At 73.2% G+C, this 14406-nt stretch carries 16 protein-coding genes; 8 read left to right on the forward strand and 8 right to left on the reverse strand.

The window, feature by feature from the left end:
• The first annotated feature begins 3 nt into the window (after window positions 1–3).
• The 3 genes from ACQZ2A_RS09095 to ACQZ2A_RS09105 all read left to right on the forward strand — a co-directional run bounded on the left by ACQZ2A_RS09095 (window position 4) and on the right by ACQZ2A_RS09105 (window position 4246).
• Complete coding sequence (locus tag ACQZ2A_RS09095) at window positions 4–2130, forward strand: 3-hydroxyacyl-CoA dehydrogenase NAD-binding domain-containing protein (protein WP_430209799.1); 2127 nt, start codon at window positions 4–6, stop codon at window positions 2128–2130.
• A gap of 173 nt (window positions 2131–2303) precedes the next feature.
• Entirely contained in the window at window positions 2304–3845 is a 1542-nt protein-coding gene (locus ACQZ2A_RS09100) for a helix-turn-helix domain-containing protein (RefSeq protein WP_430209802.1), read from the forward strand.
• A gap of 155 nt (window positions 3846–4000) precedes the next feature.
• The gene (locus ACQZ2A_RS09105) at window positions 4001–4246 is read left to right on the forward strand and encodes a hypothetical protein (RefSeq protein ID WP_430209805.1); all 246 of its coding nucleotides are present in this window, start codon (window positions 4001–4003) and stop codon (window positions 4244–4246) included.
• Here ACQZ2A_RS09105 and ACQZ2A_RS09110 read toward each other — a convergent pair.
• The 6 genes from ACQZ2A_RS09110 to ACQZ2A_RS09135 form a co-directional block, all read right to left on the reverse strand.
• Window positions 4215–4835 carry a hypothetical protein gene (locus ACQZ2A_RS09110; RefSeq protein WP_430209807.1) on the reverse strand — a complete coding sequence of 207 codons (621 nt, stop codon included), beginning with the start codon at window positions 4833–4835 and terminating at the stop codon, window positions 4215–4217. The genes ACQZ2A_RS09105 and ACQZ2A_RS09110 overlap by 32 nt on opposite strands.
• Window positions 4835–5722, reverse strand: coding sequence for a hypothetical protein (locus ACQZ2A_RS09115; protein ID WP_430209810.1), 888 nt, complete (start codon window positions 5720–5722; stop codon window positions 4835–4837). Before ACQZ2A_RS09115 ends, ACQZ2A_RS09110 begins: the two co-directional genes overlap by 1 nt.
• On the reverse strand, window positions 5719–6585 hold the full coding sequence (locus ACQZ2A_RS09120) for an ATP-binding cassette domain-containing protein (RefSeq protein ID WP_430209813.1): 867 nt from the start codon (window positions 6583–6585) through the stop codon (window positions 5719–5721). Before ACQZ2A_RS09120 ends, ACQZ2A_RS09115 begins: the two co-directional genes overlap by 4 nt.
• On the reverse strand, window positions 6582–7403 hold the full coding sequence (locus tag ACQZ2A_RS09125) for a zf-HC2 domain-containing protein (RefSeq protein ID WP_430209816.1): 822 nt from the start codon (window positions 7401–7403) through the stop codon (window positions 6582–6584). The genes ACQZ2A_RS09120 and ACQZ2A_RS09125 overlap by 4 nt, the downstream gene beginning before the upstream one ends.
• A complete protein-coding gene (locus ACQZ2A_RS09130) occupies window positions 7400–7954 on the reverse strand; it encodes an RNA polymerase sigma factor (protein ID WP_430209819.1) in 555 nt (184 codons plus the stop codon). The genes ACQZ2A_RS09125 and ACQZ2A_RS09130 overlap by 4 nt, the downstream gene beginning before the upstream one ends.
• Window positions 7955–8025: 71 nt before the next feature.
• Complete coding sequence (locus ACQZ2A_RS09135) at window positions 8026–8658, reverse strand: TetR/AcrR family transcriptional regulator (RefSeq protein WP_430209822.1); 633 nt, start codon at window positions 8656–8658, stop codon at window positions 8026–8028.
• Between the two features lie 104 nt (window positions 8659–8762).
• On the opposite strand from ACQZ2A_RS09135, the gene ACQZ2A_RS09140 reads away from it, so the two are divergent.
• The 3 genes from ACQZ2A_RS09140 to ACQZ2A_RS09150 are packed head-to-tail and all read left to right on the forward strand — an operon-like array spanning window position 8763 to window position 11431.
• A complete protein-coding gene (locus tag ACQZ2A_RS09140) occupies window positions 8763–9554 on the forward strand; it encodes an SDR family NAD(P)-dependent oxidoreductase (protein ID WP_430209825.1) in 792 nt (263 codons plus the stop codon).
• 18 nt (window positions 9555–9572) lie between these two features.
• Complete coding sequence (locus tag ACQZ2A_RS09145; protein WP_430209828.1) at window positions 9573–11120, forward strand: acyl-CoA synthetase; 1548 nt, start codon at window positions 9573–9575, stop codon at window positions 11118–11120.
• Between the two features lie 26 nt (window positions 11121–11146).
• Window positions 11147–11431 (forward strand): ASCH domain-containing protein, encoded by a 285-nt coding sequence (locus ACQZ2A_RS09150; RefSeq protein WP_430209831.1) that lies wholly within the window; start codon window positions 11147–11149, stop codon window positions 11429–11431.
• A gap of 52 nt (window positions 11432–11483) precedes the next feature.
• Here ACQZ2A_RS09150 and ACQZ2A_RS09155 read toward each other — a convergent pair whose 3' ends face one another.
• Both ACQZ2A_RS09155 and ACQZ2A_RS09160 read right to left on the reverse strand, forming a co-directional pair.
• The gene (locus ACQZ2A_RS09155; RefSeq protein WP_430209834.1) at window positions 11484–11822 is read right to left on the reverse strand and encodes a type II toxin-antitoxin system PemK/MazF family toxin; all 339 of its coding nucleotides are present in this window, start codon (window positions 11820–11822) and stop codon (window positions 11484–11486) included.
• Window positions 11806–12003 carry a hypothetical protein gene (locus ACQZ2A_RS09160; RefSeq protein WP_430209836.1) on the reverse strand — a complete coding sequence of 66 codons (198 nt, stop codon included), beginning with the start codon at window positions 12001–12003 and terminating at the stop codon, window positions 11806–11808. Before ACQZ2A_RS09160 ends, ACQZ2A_RS09155 begins: the two co-directional genes overlap by 17 nt.
• Window positions 12004–12278: 275 nt before the next feature.
• Between ACQZ2A_RS09160 and ACQZ2A_RS09165 the strand changes: the two genes are divergently transcribed.
• Window positions 12279–13364: a glycosyltransferase family 1 protein gene (locus ACQZ2A_RS09165; protein ID WP_430209838.1), complete on the forward strand. Its 1086-nt coding sequence runs from the start codon at window positions 12279–12281 to the stop codon at window positions 13362–13364.
• Window positions 13361–14404: a hypothetical protein gene (locus ACQZ2A_RS09170; RefSeq protein ID WP_430209840.1), complete on the forward strand. Its 1044-nt coding sequence runs from the start codon at window positions 13361–13363 to the stop codon at window positions 14402–14404. Before ACQZ2A_RS09165 ends, ACQZ2A_RS09170 begins: the two co-directional genes overlap by 4 nt.
• Window positions 14405–14406 lie beyond the last annotated feature (2 nt).

The raw sequence follows: 14406 nt of genomic DNA on the forward strand, positions 1-14406 counted from the left end.
GCCATGACCACCACCACCGAGACCCCTGCCCTGCCTGCCGAGGTCGTCACCCGCACGCCCGTGCAGGACGTCGCCCTCCCCGGCGGCGCCGGCACCCTGGCGCTGGTCACGCTCGACAACGGCAAGGACCACACCCGCCCGAACACCTTCGGCCCCGAGGGCATCGCCGGACTCCAGGCCACCCTCGACGGCCTGCGCGCCCGCGCCGAGGCCGGCGAGATCCAGGCCGTCGGCGTCACCGGGAAGCCGTTCATCTTCGCCGTGGGCGCCGACCTGTCCGGCATCCCGTACGTCACCGAGCGCGGCCAGGCCGTCGAGATCGCGCAGGCCGGCCACCGCGCCTTCGCGACCCTGATGGACCTGCCCGTCCCGACCTTCGCGTTCGTCAACGGTGCGGCGATGGGTGGCGGCGTCGAGCTGGCGCTGTCGGCCGACTACCGCACCGTGTCCGGCGGCGTCCCGGCCTTCGCGCTGCCCGAGACCTTCCTCGGCCTGCTCCCCGGCTGGGGCGGCTGCTGGCTGCTGCCGAACCTCGTCGGCCCCGAGGCCGCGCTCAAGGTCGTCATCGAGAACCCGTTGTCGCAGAACCGGATGCTCAAGGCCAAGGAGGTCGCCGAGCTCGGCATCGCCGACGTGCTGCTCGAGCCGGCCGACTTCCTCGAGGACTCGCTGCGCTGGGCGGCAGGTGTCCTCTCCGGTGCTGTCACCGTGGAGCGCCGCGAGGTCGACCGCGACGAGGAGGCCTGGGAGGCCGCGTGCGCGAAGGCCGGCAAGGTCGTGCTCGCGAAGACGGCCGGCCGCGCGCCGGGCGCCCTGCGCGCCGTCGAGCTGGTCCGGGCCGCCCGCACCGCCACCCGGGAGGAGGCGTTCGCCGCCGAGGACGAGGCACTCGGCGACCTCATCATGACCGACGAGCTGCGGGCGGGCCTCTACGCCTTCGACCTCGTCCAGAAGCGCGCCAAGCGGCCCGCGGGCGCCCCCGACAAGGCGCTCGCCCGCCCGGTCACCAAGGTCGGCGTCGTCGGCGCCGGGCTGATGGCCAGCCAGCTCGCGCTCCTCTTCGCCCGCAGCCTCGGCGTGCCGGTCGTCATGACCGACCTCGACGAGGAGCGCGTGGCCAAGGGCGTCGGGTACGTGCACGCCGAGATCGACGGGCTGCTCGCCAAGCGCCGCGTCTCCCCCGACAAGGCCTCCTTCCTCAAGCGCCTGGTCACCGGCTCGACCAGCAAGGACGGCTTCGCCGACGCCGACCTCGTCATCGAGGCGGTCTTCGAGGAGATGTCGGTCAAGCAGCAGGTCTTCGCCGAGGTCGAGGCCGTCGTCTCGCCGGAGTGCGTCCTCGCGACCAACACCTCCTCGCTCTCGATCACCGAGATGGCGAGCCGGTTGCAGCACCCGGAGCGCGTCGTCGGGCTGCACTTCTTCAACCCCGTCGCCGTCATGCCGCTCCTCGAGGTCATCCCCGGCGAGCGCACCGACGAGGCGACCCTGGCCACCGGCTTCGCGGTCGGCAAGGGGCTGAAGAAGACGTGCATCCGGAGCAAGGACTCCGCGTCGTTCGTCGTCAACCGCCTGCTCGGCCGCTTCATGGGCGAGTACTCGCGCGTCGTCGACGAGGGCACGCCGGTGGCCGTGGCCGACCGCGCCGTCGCCGGCCTCGCGCCGATGCCGCCGTTCGTCCTCCTGGGGCTCGTCGGGCCGGCGATCGCGCTGCACAACAGCGAGACGCTGCACCGCGCCTTCGGCGACCGCTTCTTCGTCAGCCCGACGCTGCGACGCATCGTCGAGGCCGGCAAGGGCGGCTACTACGCCATGGACGAGCGCGGCCGCCCGGTGCCCGACCCGGAGGTCGAGGCGATGCGCGAGCAGCCCGACTCCCCCGTCGAGCTCTCGGTGGAGGACGTGCGGGCTCGCGTGCTCGGCGCCATCGCCGAGGAGGTCGGGATGATGCTGTCCGAGGGCGTCGTCCAGGCCCCGATGGACATCGACCTCGCGATGATCACCGGCGCCGGCTTCCAGTTCTGGAACGGCGGGATCGTGCCGCTCCTGGACCGCGAGGGCGTCACCGAGCGGGTGCTCGGCCGCCGGGTCCTCCCCCACGGCGTGGCGAGCGTCCCGGTCACCGCCTGACGCCTCCGCACCACCCCGAACGTGGGTGAAAACCGTCGGCCTGCCGAAGGTTTTCACCCACGTTCGTGGCTGGGGCGGGGCATCCGTGCAGGTCAGCGCGACACCTGCGACACGGCTGAGAGCCGGGCCCCGCGAAAGTCGCGATATCTCACATGTGATCTACGATGGAGCCCGTGACGACCACCTCCGACACGTACCTGACCCGGATCGGCACCCTCATCCGGGATGCCCGCCGACACCAGGGCCTGACGCAGAACGAGCTCGCCGACCTCCTCGGCACGAGCCAGAGCGCGGTCGCCCGCATCGAGCAGGGCAAGCAGAACCTCTCCCTCGAGATGCTCGCCCGCGTCGGCGAGAAGCTCGACAGCGAGTTCGTCTCGCTCGGCCACTCCGGCCCCCAGCACCTGCGGATCGTCGGCGGCAAGAAGCTCTCCGGCTCCATCCCGGTCAAGACGAGCAAGAACGCCGCCGTCGCCCTCCTCTGCGCGAGCCTGCTCAACCGCGGCCGCACGACGCTGCGCAACCTCGCGCGCATCGAGGAGGTCAACCGGATCATCGAGGTGCTCACCTCGATCGGCGTGAAGGTCCGCTGGCTGCCCGACAGCAACGACCTCGAGATCGTGCCCCCCGTGCGGTTCGACCTCGACGGCATCGACGTCGACGCCGCCCGCCGCACGCGCACGGTCATCATGTTCCTCGGCCCGCTGCTCGCCGAGTACGACGCCTTCCAGCTGCCCTACGCCGGCGGCTGCGACCTCGGCACGCGCACCGTCGAGCCGCACCTGTCGGCGCTGCGCCACTTCGGTCTCGACGTCACGGCCACGCACGGCTTCTACGAGGCCGCCGTCGACCGCAGCCGCCACCCGAAGCGCGCCATCGTCCTCACCGAGCGCGGCGACACCGTCACCGAGAACGTGCTGATGGCCGCCGCCCGCTACGAGGGCACGACCACCATCCGCAACGCCTCGCCGAACTACATGGTCCAGGACCTCTGCTTCTTCCTGCAGGGCCTCGGCGTGCAGATCGAGGGCATCGGCTCGACCACGCTCGTCGTCACCGGCGTCGGCCGGGTGGACATGGACATCGAGTACTCCCCCTCCGAGGACCCGATCGAGGCGATGAGCCTCATCGCGGCCGCAGTGGTCACCGAGTCCACGATCACCATCGAGCGCGTCCCGATCGAGTTCCTCGAGATCGAGCTGGCCACCCTCGAGGAGATGGGCCTGCAGTTCGACACCACCGAGGAGTACCTCGCGCAGAACGGCCACACCCGGCTCGTCGACCTGACGATCCACCCCGGCCCGCTCACCGCGCCCGTCGACAAGATCGCGCCGATGCCCTTCCCCGGGCTGAACATCGACAACCTGCCGTTCTTCGCGCTCATCGCGGCCTGCGCCGAGGGCACGACGATGATCCACGACTGGGTCTACGAGAACCGCGCGATCTACCTCACCGAGCTGACGAAGATCGGCGGGCAGGTCCAGCTCCTCGACCCGCACCGCGTGATGATCACCGGCCCCACGCCGAAGTGGCGTGCGGCCGAGGTGATGTGCCCGCCGGCGCTGCGCCCGGGTGTCGTCGTGCTCCTCGCGATGCTCGCCGCGCCGGGTACCTCGGTGCTGCGCAACGTCTACGTCATCAACCGCGGCTACGAGGACCTCGCCGAGCGGCTCAACGCCCTCGGCGCGACGATCGAGACCTTCCGCGACATCTGAGCCGCCGGTCCTCCCTCGACCGACGGACGACACGATGTCCGTCCGCGCCCCGGTGCCGTGCGGCGGGACGGCGTGACGGCGTTCTGCGTGTCGTCGGCCGGTCGCCCGCGGGCCAACCGTGGACAGGTGACGGGCCGCTGCCGCACAATCGGTGGATGGAGCGCGCGCCGGAGCCGGCTCGCACCGGGGTCGTCCCCGACACCCGCGGCGAGGGCCGTGCGCTGCGCGCCACCTGGCACCACGAGGCCGGGGTGGTCGTGCTCTCGGTCTGGCGCGACAACGTGTGCGTCTCCACCGTGCGGCTCGACCCGGATGACGTGCCCGCCCTCGTCGAGGTGCTGGTCAGCGGGCTGGCCGACGGCTACGACGTCACCCGCCACCCACGACGCGCGGCCGGCTGACCCGCAGCCCGGAGAGGGCGAGCGCCAGCACCCCGACGGCGCCGGCGGCCAGCACGGACCACCCGACCACGCTCACCTCCCAGCCCCGCAGCGACGTCGTGCCGTAGGGGAAGACGACGAGCAGGTCCTTGGCCGGGCGCAGCACCGCCCAGGCGGTCGTGACGGGCACGAGCACTCCTGCCGCGACGAGGCCGGGCATCGCCTCCCCCCGCGACCGACGCCACCCGGCCAGCGCCGCCCCGGCCAGCACCGCCGCGACTCCCTGCAGCCAGACCGCGTCCCGGTGGCCGAAGAGGGCCTCGTCACCGGCGTGGAGGACCACGGCCGACCACACACCGAGGAGCAGGAGCGGCCCGGGGCTGCGGGCGAGCGTGCGCCACCCCAGCCCGCGCGGCGAGGCGTCGACCACGGCGGCGGCCGGCTCGTCGAAGCACCAGGCGCTCGCCCCCGCGAGGAGCCCGACGGCCGCCCCCTCCAGCGGCCACAGCACCCACGGGTCCCAGCGGACCAGCTCCATCAACACCGCGACGAGGACCACCGCGAGGGCCAGCCGCGACCACGGGAGGGCCCGCGCGGCGTACCCGGGCATCAGCAGGTCGTGCAGGGCAGCGGGTCGACGACGACGTCGGTCCACCCGAGGGTCATCGTCACCACGCCGAGCACGAGGGCGGCCACCACCAGCCCGGCCGCGACGCGGCGCAGCCCGTCGCGCTCGGCCTCGGGGTCGTGCAGGAGCGCGAGGACCAGCCCGACGGCACAGAGCACGGCCAGGTAGAGGACCCAGGTGAACGGGTTGCCCGGTGCGGTGCGGAAGTGGATCTCGCCGGCGGCGTCGGGACCCCAGCCGAGCTGGCCGAGGAAGTAGGTCCAGACCCAGAACACCCGGTACGGCTGGCCGCCGGTGAAGTTGCCCTGCAACAGGATCGTCACGAGCACGAGCAACACCGCGGCGATGGCGGCCGTGCCCCGCGTGTGCACGTACCGGGCGAGCAGCAGCCCGAGGATCGGGCCGCCGACGGCACACATCACGCCGGCGCCGAACATCGCGGCGAGGACGAAGCCGTCACCGATGCCCGGCGGGACGACGTAGTCGGCAGCCGGCTTGACGAACCAGACGACCGCCGCGACCACCCACACGGCGAACGCCAGACCCGCAGGCACCACGACGGCGGCCGCGAGGGCCAGGGTGCGGGTGCGCTCGGGGAGCACCACCGCCCCGGCGGACTCCGCCGCCCGGTCGGAGCGCCGCGTCAGGCCGACCATCACGACGAGGCCCAGCACCCCGAGCAGTGCCGCGGGGGCGATCATGTACCCGGCCGAGGAGGTGGGGTCGTCGGCGACGAGCATCACGACGGCGACCGCCACGCTGAGGGCCGCGCCGAACCAGAACAGCTTGTGCCGCAAGTAGTTGCGGATCTCCTGGCGGGCCAGGACGCCGAGCGTGGACCCGGGGGCGAGAGTGGTGCTGGTGCTCACGTGATGGCTCCTTCGGTGGGGTGCGGCTCCGAGCGGAGCAGCAGGTAGGCGTCCTCGACCGAGGGGTCGACGACGGTGGAGTCGGGGGCGGGTCGCCCACCGACCGAGCGCACGAGCCCGGTGCCGGTGCGCCAGGCCTGCACCGCGTCACCGGCGGCCACGGGGCCGAGGTGGACCCGACCGGCGGCCGTGGCCAGCAGCTCGGGGACGGTGCCGTCGAAGCGGATCGACCCGGCATCGATGACGAGCACGCGGTCGCAGAGCGCCGAGACGTCCTCGGTCTGGTGGGTCGAGAGCAGGACGGTCCCCGGGAGCCCGGAGAGCAGCCCCCGCAGGGACGCCCGCTGCTCGGGGTCGAGGCCGGTCGTGGGCTCGTCGAGGACGAGCAGGTCCGGCGTGCCGAGGAGGGCCTGGGCGATGGCCAGCCGGCGCCGCTGCCCCCCGGAGAGGCGGGCCACCTTCATCGCGCCGCGGTCGGCGAGCTGCACGAGCTCGAGGACCCGGCGGACCTCGCCGTGGCGGGCGTCCTTCTCGCGCCACTCCTTGAGGACCGCGAGGTAGTCGAGGAACGCGAAGGCGGTCATCCCCCGCGGGAAGGTGACCTCCTGCGGGCAGTACCCGATGCGCCGCCGGGCCTCCACGCGCTCGGCGTGGGAGGCGGTGACGTCGAACCCCGAGACGACGATGCGTCCCTCGGTGGGCGGGAGGGCGGTCGAGAGCAGCCGGAGCATCGTCGTCTTGCCGGCCCCGTTCGGCCCGAGCAGCCCGATCACGCCGGGGCGCAGGTCGAGCGTCGTGGGCCGCAGGGCCCGGACGCCGCCGTAGCTCTTGGCGACCCCGTCGAGGGAGGCGACGACGCTCACAGCCCACCTCCCTGGAGCCGCAGCGTTGAGGTGCGCAGCACGAGGGTGAGCGCGAGCGCCCCGGCGCCGACGAGGAAGAGCACCTGCGCGACGGCACCGGTCAGCACGTGGGCGTCTCCCCCGAGCCGCAGCACGGACACGATGCCCACCCAGCCGAGCCCGAGCAGGGCACCGGTGACCCGCGCGTCGAACCAGGTGAGGAGGACGAGAGCGGCGAGCGTGAGCCCGAGCCCCGGGGCCAGCCACACCACGGCGAGGCCGTCGAGTCCGGGGACGAGGAGCCCGAGGCCGCTGGTCACCGGCACCGCGACGGCGAGCGAGGCGACGGCCCGCAGCAGGGCGAGCCGCAGCGCGCTGTAGGCGCTGACGGCCACGACCTCGCGCAGCGGGTCGAGGACGTCGTGGGCCACGACCACCGCGAGCACGGGGACGAGCGGGGCGAGGGCGAGGAAGAACGCCTCGCGGCCGACGGGTCCCAGGCCGGCGAACCCGGCGACGACGGCCGCCGCGACGGCGAGCCCGACGGCCGCCGCCCACGGGACGAGGAGGGTGTCGGCGGCGGCCACGACGACGGCGTCGTCCTCCCGCACGCCGACGCGGCGCAGCAGACGGTGCGCGCGGCTCGGCTCCGGAGAGGCGACGGTGTCGCGCACCCGGCGCCACACCGCGTCGACCGAGGCGGGTGCGGCCTGCGCCGCCACCGCCGCGCGGCAGTCGGGGCAGGACGTGAGGTGGGTCTCGACGCCCATCTCCGCGGCCGGGTCGAGCCGGCCGGATGCGTACGCATGCCAGACAGGCGGATCGGGGTGCCAGCTCATGGGCACGCCTCCCTCGAGATCAGCTGCTCGCGCAGCCTGGACCGGGCGATGCGGGCGCGGCTCTTGACCGTGCCCTGCGGGATGCCGAGCAGGTGGGCGGCCTCGCGCGTCGACAGCCCGTCGATGACGGTGGCCTGGAGCACCTGGCGCAGCTCGGGCGACAGCGTGCTCAGGGCCGCGCCGACCGCGCCGTGCTCGAGCGCGACGAGGAGCTCGTCCTCGGCGCTGCGGACGGTCGGCGAGAGGGCGGACAGCAGCCGGGTCTCCATCGGCATCGGCTGGGCCCGCCGGCGCAGCCGGGAGACGAGCTGGCGGATGGCGATGCCCCAGAGCCAGGCGCCGACGTCGCCCTCACCGCGGAAGGACCGGGGGTTCTTCCAGATGGCGACGAAGGTGTCGTGGACCGCCTCCGCGGCGAGGTCCGGGTCCGGAGTGCGCCGGCCCAGCCGCAGGAGCAGCCACGGCGTGTGCCGCTCGACGAGCTCGCGCAGCGCGGCCTCGTCCCCCTGGCCGACCAGGCCGAGGAGCTCGGGGTCCGTGAGGTGCTGCACGAACACACTGTCGCGCCTGGGGCCCCGATCGGATCACCCCTCGGCCCACTTCCTCGGTGGGCCCGGGCGGGTCAGCCCGCGTGCAGCAGGAGCGGGAGGGCGCCGAGCACGGCGCCGCGGAGGTCGTCGAGGGCGCCGGACTCCCCCGCCAGGTGGCGCAGCAGCGCGCGTTCGAACACGCCGTCGAGCATCGCGTAGACGACACCCGGGGTGACGACGAGACCGCGGCCGCTCAGCTCGGCGTAGCGCGAGACGACCCGCCACACCATGTCCTGCAGGCTGGCGTCGATGGCGACGACGTCGGGGCGCAGGGCCTCCTCGAACATGCTCGTCGTGCGCAGGTCGTACCAGAGGCGGTGCATGGGGGCGTCGTCGACCAGGGTCTCGACGAGCTTGTCCGAGAACGCTTCCAGCAGCTGTGGCGCAGTACGCGAGTCATCGACGACGGCGTCGTAGCGGTGTACGCAGCGCGCCTTGTAGTACCGGACGCAGTAGGTGATGAGCTCGGTCTTGTCACGGAAGTAGTAGTGGACGACACCGTGGCTGAACTCGGAGTTCGCGGCGATCTCGCGCAGCGAGGTGCGTGCGTAGCCCAGCGTGCCGAGGGTGGTCAGCGCCGACTCGGCGAGCGCGTCACGGCGCGCCTCGCGGGTGCGGGCGTCGCGGGCCACGCGCGGCGGCGCATCCGTCCGGGTGGGGGTCACGCGGACATCGTAGGGCCGATGACGCCGGAAGTCTTGACGACTGTCAAGACTCTGGTGGAGGCTGGCGCCACCCACCCGGGAGCCCAGGCAAAGGAGCCGAGCCCATGACGTCGTACGACCTGTCCGGACGCACCGCCCTCGTCACCGGAGGGGCCCAGGGCCTCGGGGAGGGGATGGCGCAGGCGCTGGCCGCGGCCGGTGCGCGGGTGATGATCGGCGACGTCCAGGAGTCCGGCGAGCAGACCGCCGCCGCCCTCGGCGACGGCCACGGCTTCGTGCACCTCGACGTCACCGACGAGTCCTCCTGGGAGGCAGCCGTATCCGCCACCGTCGAGCGGCTCGGCGGCTTCGACATCCTCGTCAACAACGCCGGCATCGAGATCACGAGCCTGATCACCGAGGTCGAGGCCGCCGACGTGCGCAAGATGCTCGAGGTCAACGTCCTCGGCACGACGCTCGGCCTCAAGCACGGCCTGCGCGCGATGCGTCCGGGCGGCGCGGCCGGAAAGGGCGGCGCCATCACGAGCATCGCCTCGGTCGCGGCGACCATCGCCTTCCCCGGCATCGCGGTGTACTCCGCCACGAAGTCCGCCGTCGACCGCCTCACCCGGGTGGCGGCCACCGAGTCGGGCAAGCTCGGGTACGGCGTGCGCGTCAACTGCGTCTACCCCGGGCTCGTCCCGACGGCCATGGGCGCCGGCCTGGCCAACGACGTCGCCGAGATCGGCCTCTTCCCCTCGCCGGAGGCCGCCGTCGGTGCCGTCATCGAGCTGACCCCCTCGGGTCGGCTCGGCCAGGTCGACGACATGGCCGACGCCGTCGTGTTCCTCTCCTCGGACGCGGCGAAGTTCATCACCGGCATCGGCCTCCCGGTCGACGGCGGGATGGGCATGTGAGCCGGGGCTCCTGACGCCATGGGGATGCGGCTCGTCGACTACCTCGACAAGGGAGCCTCACTCGGGTCGGATGCCCCCTGCCTGACCACCGACGGGTCGTCGCTGACCTACGGTCAGGTGCGCGAGCTCTCGTCCCGGGTGGCGGCGGCGCTGGCCATCCGCGGCGTCGAGCCCGGCGACAAGGTCGCGATCATCTCGGCCAACGACCCGGTCGCCTTCTCGTGTGTCTTCGGCATCAGCCGGGCCGGCGCCGTGTGGTGCCCGGTCAACCCGCGCAACGTCGCCGCCGAGAACCGCGAGCTGCTCGCGCTCTTCGACTGCACGCTCGTGCTCTTCCAGTCCGGCTTCGCCCCGCTGGTGGAGCAGATCCGTGATGACCTGCCGCTCGTGCACACCTGGGTCTGCCTCGACGACTCGGTCGAGGGAGCGCTCGGGTTCGAGGAGTTCCTCGCCCCCGCCGAGGAGGACGTCATCGACCGTCACCCCATCGACGACGTCGCGATGATCGTCGGCACCGGTGGCACGACCGGCCGGCCCAAGGGCGTCGTCCTCACCGGCACCAACCTCGAGACGATGACCGCGCTCACCCTCATGAGCTACCCGTTCCCCGATGACGGCCGCCCGGTCTACCTCGCCCTGGCGCCGCTCACCCACGCCGCCGGCGTGCTCTGCTTCCCGGTGCTGAGCCTCGGTGGCGAGGTGGTCGTCATGCGCTCCCCCGACGTCGGCCGGTTCGTCGGGCTCATCGAGGAGCACCAGGTCACCCACACGTTCCTCCCGCCGACGGTCATCTACGCCGTGCTCGGGCACCCGGCGCTCGACACGACGGATCTCTCGTCGCTGCAGTGCTTCTGGTACGGCGCGGCCCCGATGTCGGTGTCCCGGCTCGAGGAGGCGCTGACCCGCATCGGGCCGGTCATGGGCCAGCTCTTCGGGCAGACCGAGGCGCCGATGATGATCTCGACGCTCTCCCCCGCCCAGCACTTCACGGCCGACGGCGAGGTGGCACGGTCGCGGCTGGCCTCGGCGGGGCGGCCGACGCCGCTCGTCACCGTGGCGGTGATGGGCCCGATGGGAACCGTTCTGCCGCAGGGCGAGCGCGGCGAGATCGTCGTGCGCGGCTCGCTCGTCACGCCCGGGTACCACAAGAACCCGGAGGCGACGGCCGAGGCATCGGCGCACGGCTGGCACCACACCGGCGACATCGGCTACCTCGACGAGGACGGCTACCTGTTCATCGTCGACCGGGCCAAGGACATGATCATCAGCGGCGGCTTCAACGTGTACTCCACGGAGGTCGAGCAGGCCCTGCTGGCGCATCCCGACGTGCGGGACTGTGCCGTCATCGGACTCCCCGACGAGCACTGGGGCGAGCGGGTCGTGGCCGTGGTCCAGCCGCACGAGGGCCGCTCCCCCGATCCCGCCGAGGTGGTCGCCTTCGTCAAGGAGCGGATCGGCTCGGTCAAGGCGCCAAAGCAGGTCGAGGTCTGGCCCGACCTGCCCCGCTCCACCGTCGGCAAGGTCCTCAAGACGGACATCAAGGACACCCTGCGCGACGGCAGCTGAGCGGGGCGGGGCTCTAGCGTGGCGTGATGATGTTCAGTCGAGACCTCCGTGACCGGGTGGCCTGCGGTGAGGTGACGGTGTCGATCCGGCTCTGGAGCAGGCCGCAGGTCAAGGTCGGCGGTCGCTACCGGACGGCCGGCGTGGTCATCGAGATCGACTCCCTCGAAGTATTGCCCTTCTCCGCCGTCACCGCTGAGGACGTGGCCGCATCAGGTGAGGATGACCTCGAGACCCTCCGCGACCGGGCGGCCCACGCCGGCCCCATCGGCGACGACACCCTCGTCCACCGCGTCGAGTTCCATGTCGTGTAGCCGCTGCGCGGCGAGGAGGGCTGGGGAAGAACTTACGAAGCCGGGTCCGGCGTCAGAGGTCCAGCAGCAGCGCGAGCGTCTCGCGGACTTCGCCCAAAACCACCGGGCCGACGTTGCCGGCCCGGCTGTGGATGCGCGCGGTCGCCACGGACCGCACGCGCTGGCACTGAGCCGCGGAGGGCGCCGTGAGGCCGTTGGCGTCGTCGGGGGCGATCACCACCTCCGTCCCGCTCGAACGGATGGTGCGTGTCAACGGCACGACCTGCACGACATTCGGCGCGCCGCGCAGGACACGCCCCGCGGTGGTCACGATGGCGGGACGGCGCAGGCCGGCCTCGCTGCTGGCTGGAGCACCGAGGTTCAGCGCGACGATGTCACCCGGCGTCAGCATCGAGCCAAGCGGTCTCGTCCTCGGTGAGCTCGTCGGCGAGGTCGTGGCCCATGGCGTCCTGGCGCAACGCCCGGAGAGCGCTGCGGACGGTCGCATCGATCGACTCGTGCCGTTCCGCTGCCAGGCGGCTGACCCGGGCGTGCGTGTCCCGGCTGACGCGGATCGTCGTGGTCTCGGGCATACCCCCACGGTACGACGTGCTGAGCGGACGGGGCTCAGCAGGAACGGGCCGCCCCCGACTGCAGGATGCGTGGCCCGCGCTGCGGGTGGGTAGGACCGCCGAAATGCCGTCCGGCGAGGCGAAAGCGTCTCGCGGCCTCGTCCAACATCCCCGGGAGTACATCCGTGCCCACTGCTGTCCGGCCTCGTGCCCTCTCCCGCGCGCTCGTCAGGCGGCCGGAACGGGTCCGCACGGTGGCGGTGGTGCCCGGTGGTCATGCGTACTCCCGGACGGTCATGCCCGTCGAGGCAGGGTTCGCCGCGTTGGCCGACCCTCATCCGGACCACGACGGTCAGGCGGCCGGAGCGCGCTGGTGGCCGCCGCGGATGCTCACCCCCGGATGGGTGGCGCGCTCCGCCTTCGACCTCATGCACGTCCACTTCGGTGTGGAGCAGGTGCCGCTGTCCACCCTCGAGCAGACGGTCCGCGCCCTGCGGGAGACGGGGCGACCGCTCGTGCAGACCATCCACGACCTGGAGAACCCCCACCTGCACCGCCAGGCCGGCCACGAGGAGCGGCTGTCCGTCCTGGTCGCGGCTGCCGACGTGGTGCTGACCCTGACCCCCGGCGCCGCGGCCGAGATCGAACGGCGCTGGGACAGAACGGCCGTCGTCGTGCCGCATCCGCACCTCGTCCCGCTGCCCCGGATGCGGAGGACACGTGCCGCGCGGACGGCGGCCGCTCCCGCGACGCGCCCGGTCATTGGGACGACGTTGAAGGACCTCCGTGCCGGCACGGATGCCGCCGGCCTGCTGCCTGCGCTCCGTCACCTGGCGCGGTCGATGCCCGAGGCCGACGTCTGCGTGTGGCTGCACGAGCGGACCTGGCACGAACCGCCGGACAACCGGGCCCGTCGGACGTGCCGCGCCCTGGCCGAGGCCGCTGCCGACGGCGTCCGGCTCGTCATCCACCCGCCCATGGACGACGACACCCTCTGGTCGCACCTGGCCTCGCTCGACGTGGCCGTCCTGCCCTACCGGCACGGGACGCACTCGGGATGGCTGGAGGCGTGCCACGACCTCGGCACGAGCGTGGTCGCGCCGGACGTCGGGCACATCGTCGACCAGGGCCCGGACGGCGTGTACCGGTGGCGCCCCGACGGTGCTGACGAGTCGTCCTTGCTCGACGCCGTCGAGGATGCGCTCAGGCTGCGCGCCACGGGTCTTCCCGGTGCCGACGCCGACGCCCGCGCTCGGCAGGTGACGGAGGTGCGCGATGTGCACGCGCGGGTGTACGCCGCGCTCCTCGCGCCAGGGGCCGTAGGGCGGTCGACGGAGTCGGTGGCCTCCACCGGTCGCCAGCGCGAGGCGGCAGCGCGATGAGCGAGGCGATCGGGCCCCAGCCCGACGACCTGCCGGTGCACTGGCTGCCCGGTCCGGAACGGCACGGGGTCACCCTGCTGGCCCGGCAGGTGGCTGTCGCAGCCGGCGCCCCGATCGTCCGGGGACAGGAGGTGCCGGGTTGGCTCCACGGCCGCCCGGTCCACCTGCACTTCTCCACCGGCCTCTTCCACTCCCCGGAGGCGGCTCGGGACGTCGTGGACGCGTGGGCGGCCCGGACGCGTCTGAGCCTCACCCTGCACGACGTCCCGCAGCCGGCCGAGGGGCCGCGGTGGGGTCGTCGGTCGGCGGTCTACTGCCACGTGGTGGCGCGGTCGTCCGCCTGGGCGGTCAACAGCCGCTGGGAGGCGACCCTGGCCGCGGCGGCCATGCCCCGGGCGTCCCGCGACCCGGAGGTCATCCCGCTCCCCGTGGTGCCGGGGCCTCGGTCGACCGGACCGACGCGAGCCGTGGGCGCGGGCTCGGCCGTCCTGCCGACCCCGGCGCCACGCCGTGCCCCGGACGGGTGGATCGGTGTGGTCGGCTGGGTCTACCCCGACAAGGGCCACGAGGAGGCCATCGAGCTGGCGCTGGCCATGCGTTCTGAAGGACGCGCCCTCGGCGTCGCCGCCCTCGGTGGGGTGGCGGCCGGGCACGACGGGCTCGCGGACGAGCTGGCGCGCCTGGCCGGCAGTCTCGGGGTCGAGTGGCACGTCACCGGGTACCTCGACGACGACGCCCTGGCGCGGGCGATGCACGAGGTCACGGTGCCGGTGGCGGCCCACCGCCATCCCTCGGCGTCCGGGTCGGTCAACAGCTGGGTGGCCGCGGGCCGGCGACCGCTCCTGCGAGAGCACCCGTCCACGGTCGAGCTCGACGACCTCCGTCCGGGCGCCTACCGCGTCCGTGGTCTGGACGCCTGGCCCGCCGAGGTGGCCCTGGCGCTGGACGACCCCGCGCGGACCTGGCTGTCCCCCGGCTACCGGCCGCCCCACACGCTGGACGACGTGGTGCAGGCCTACCGCTCCTGGTGGGCGCTGTGAGT

The sequence above is a fragment of the Phycicoccus avicenniae genome (genome assembly GCF_050496545.1).
Classification (GTDB): domain Bacteria; phylum Actinomycetota; class Actinomycetes; order Actinomycetales; family Dermatophilaceae; genus Phycicoccus; species Phycicoccus avicenniae_A.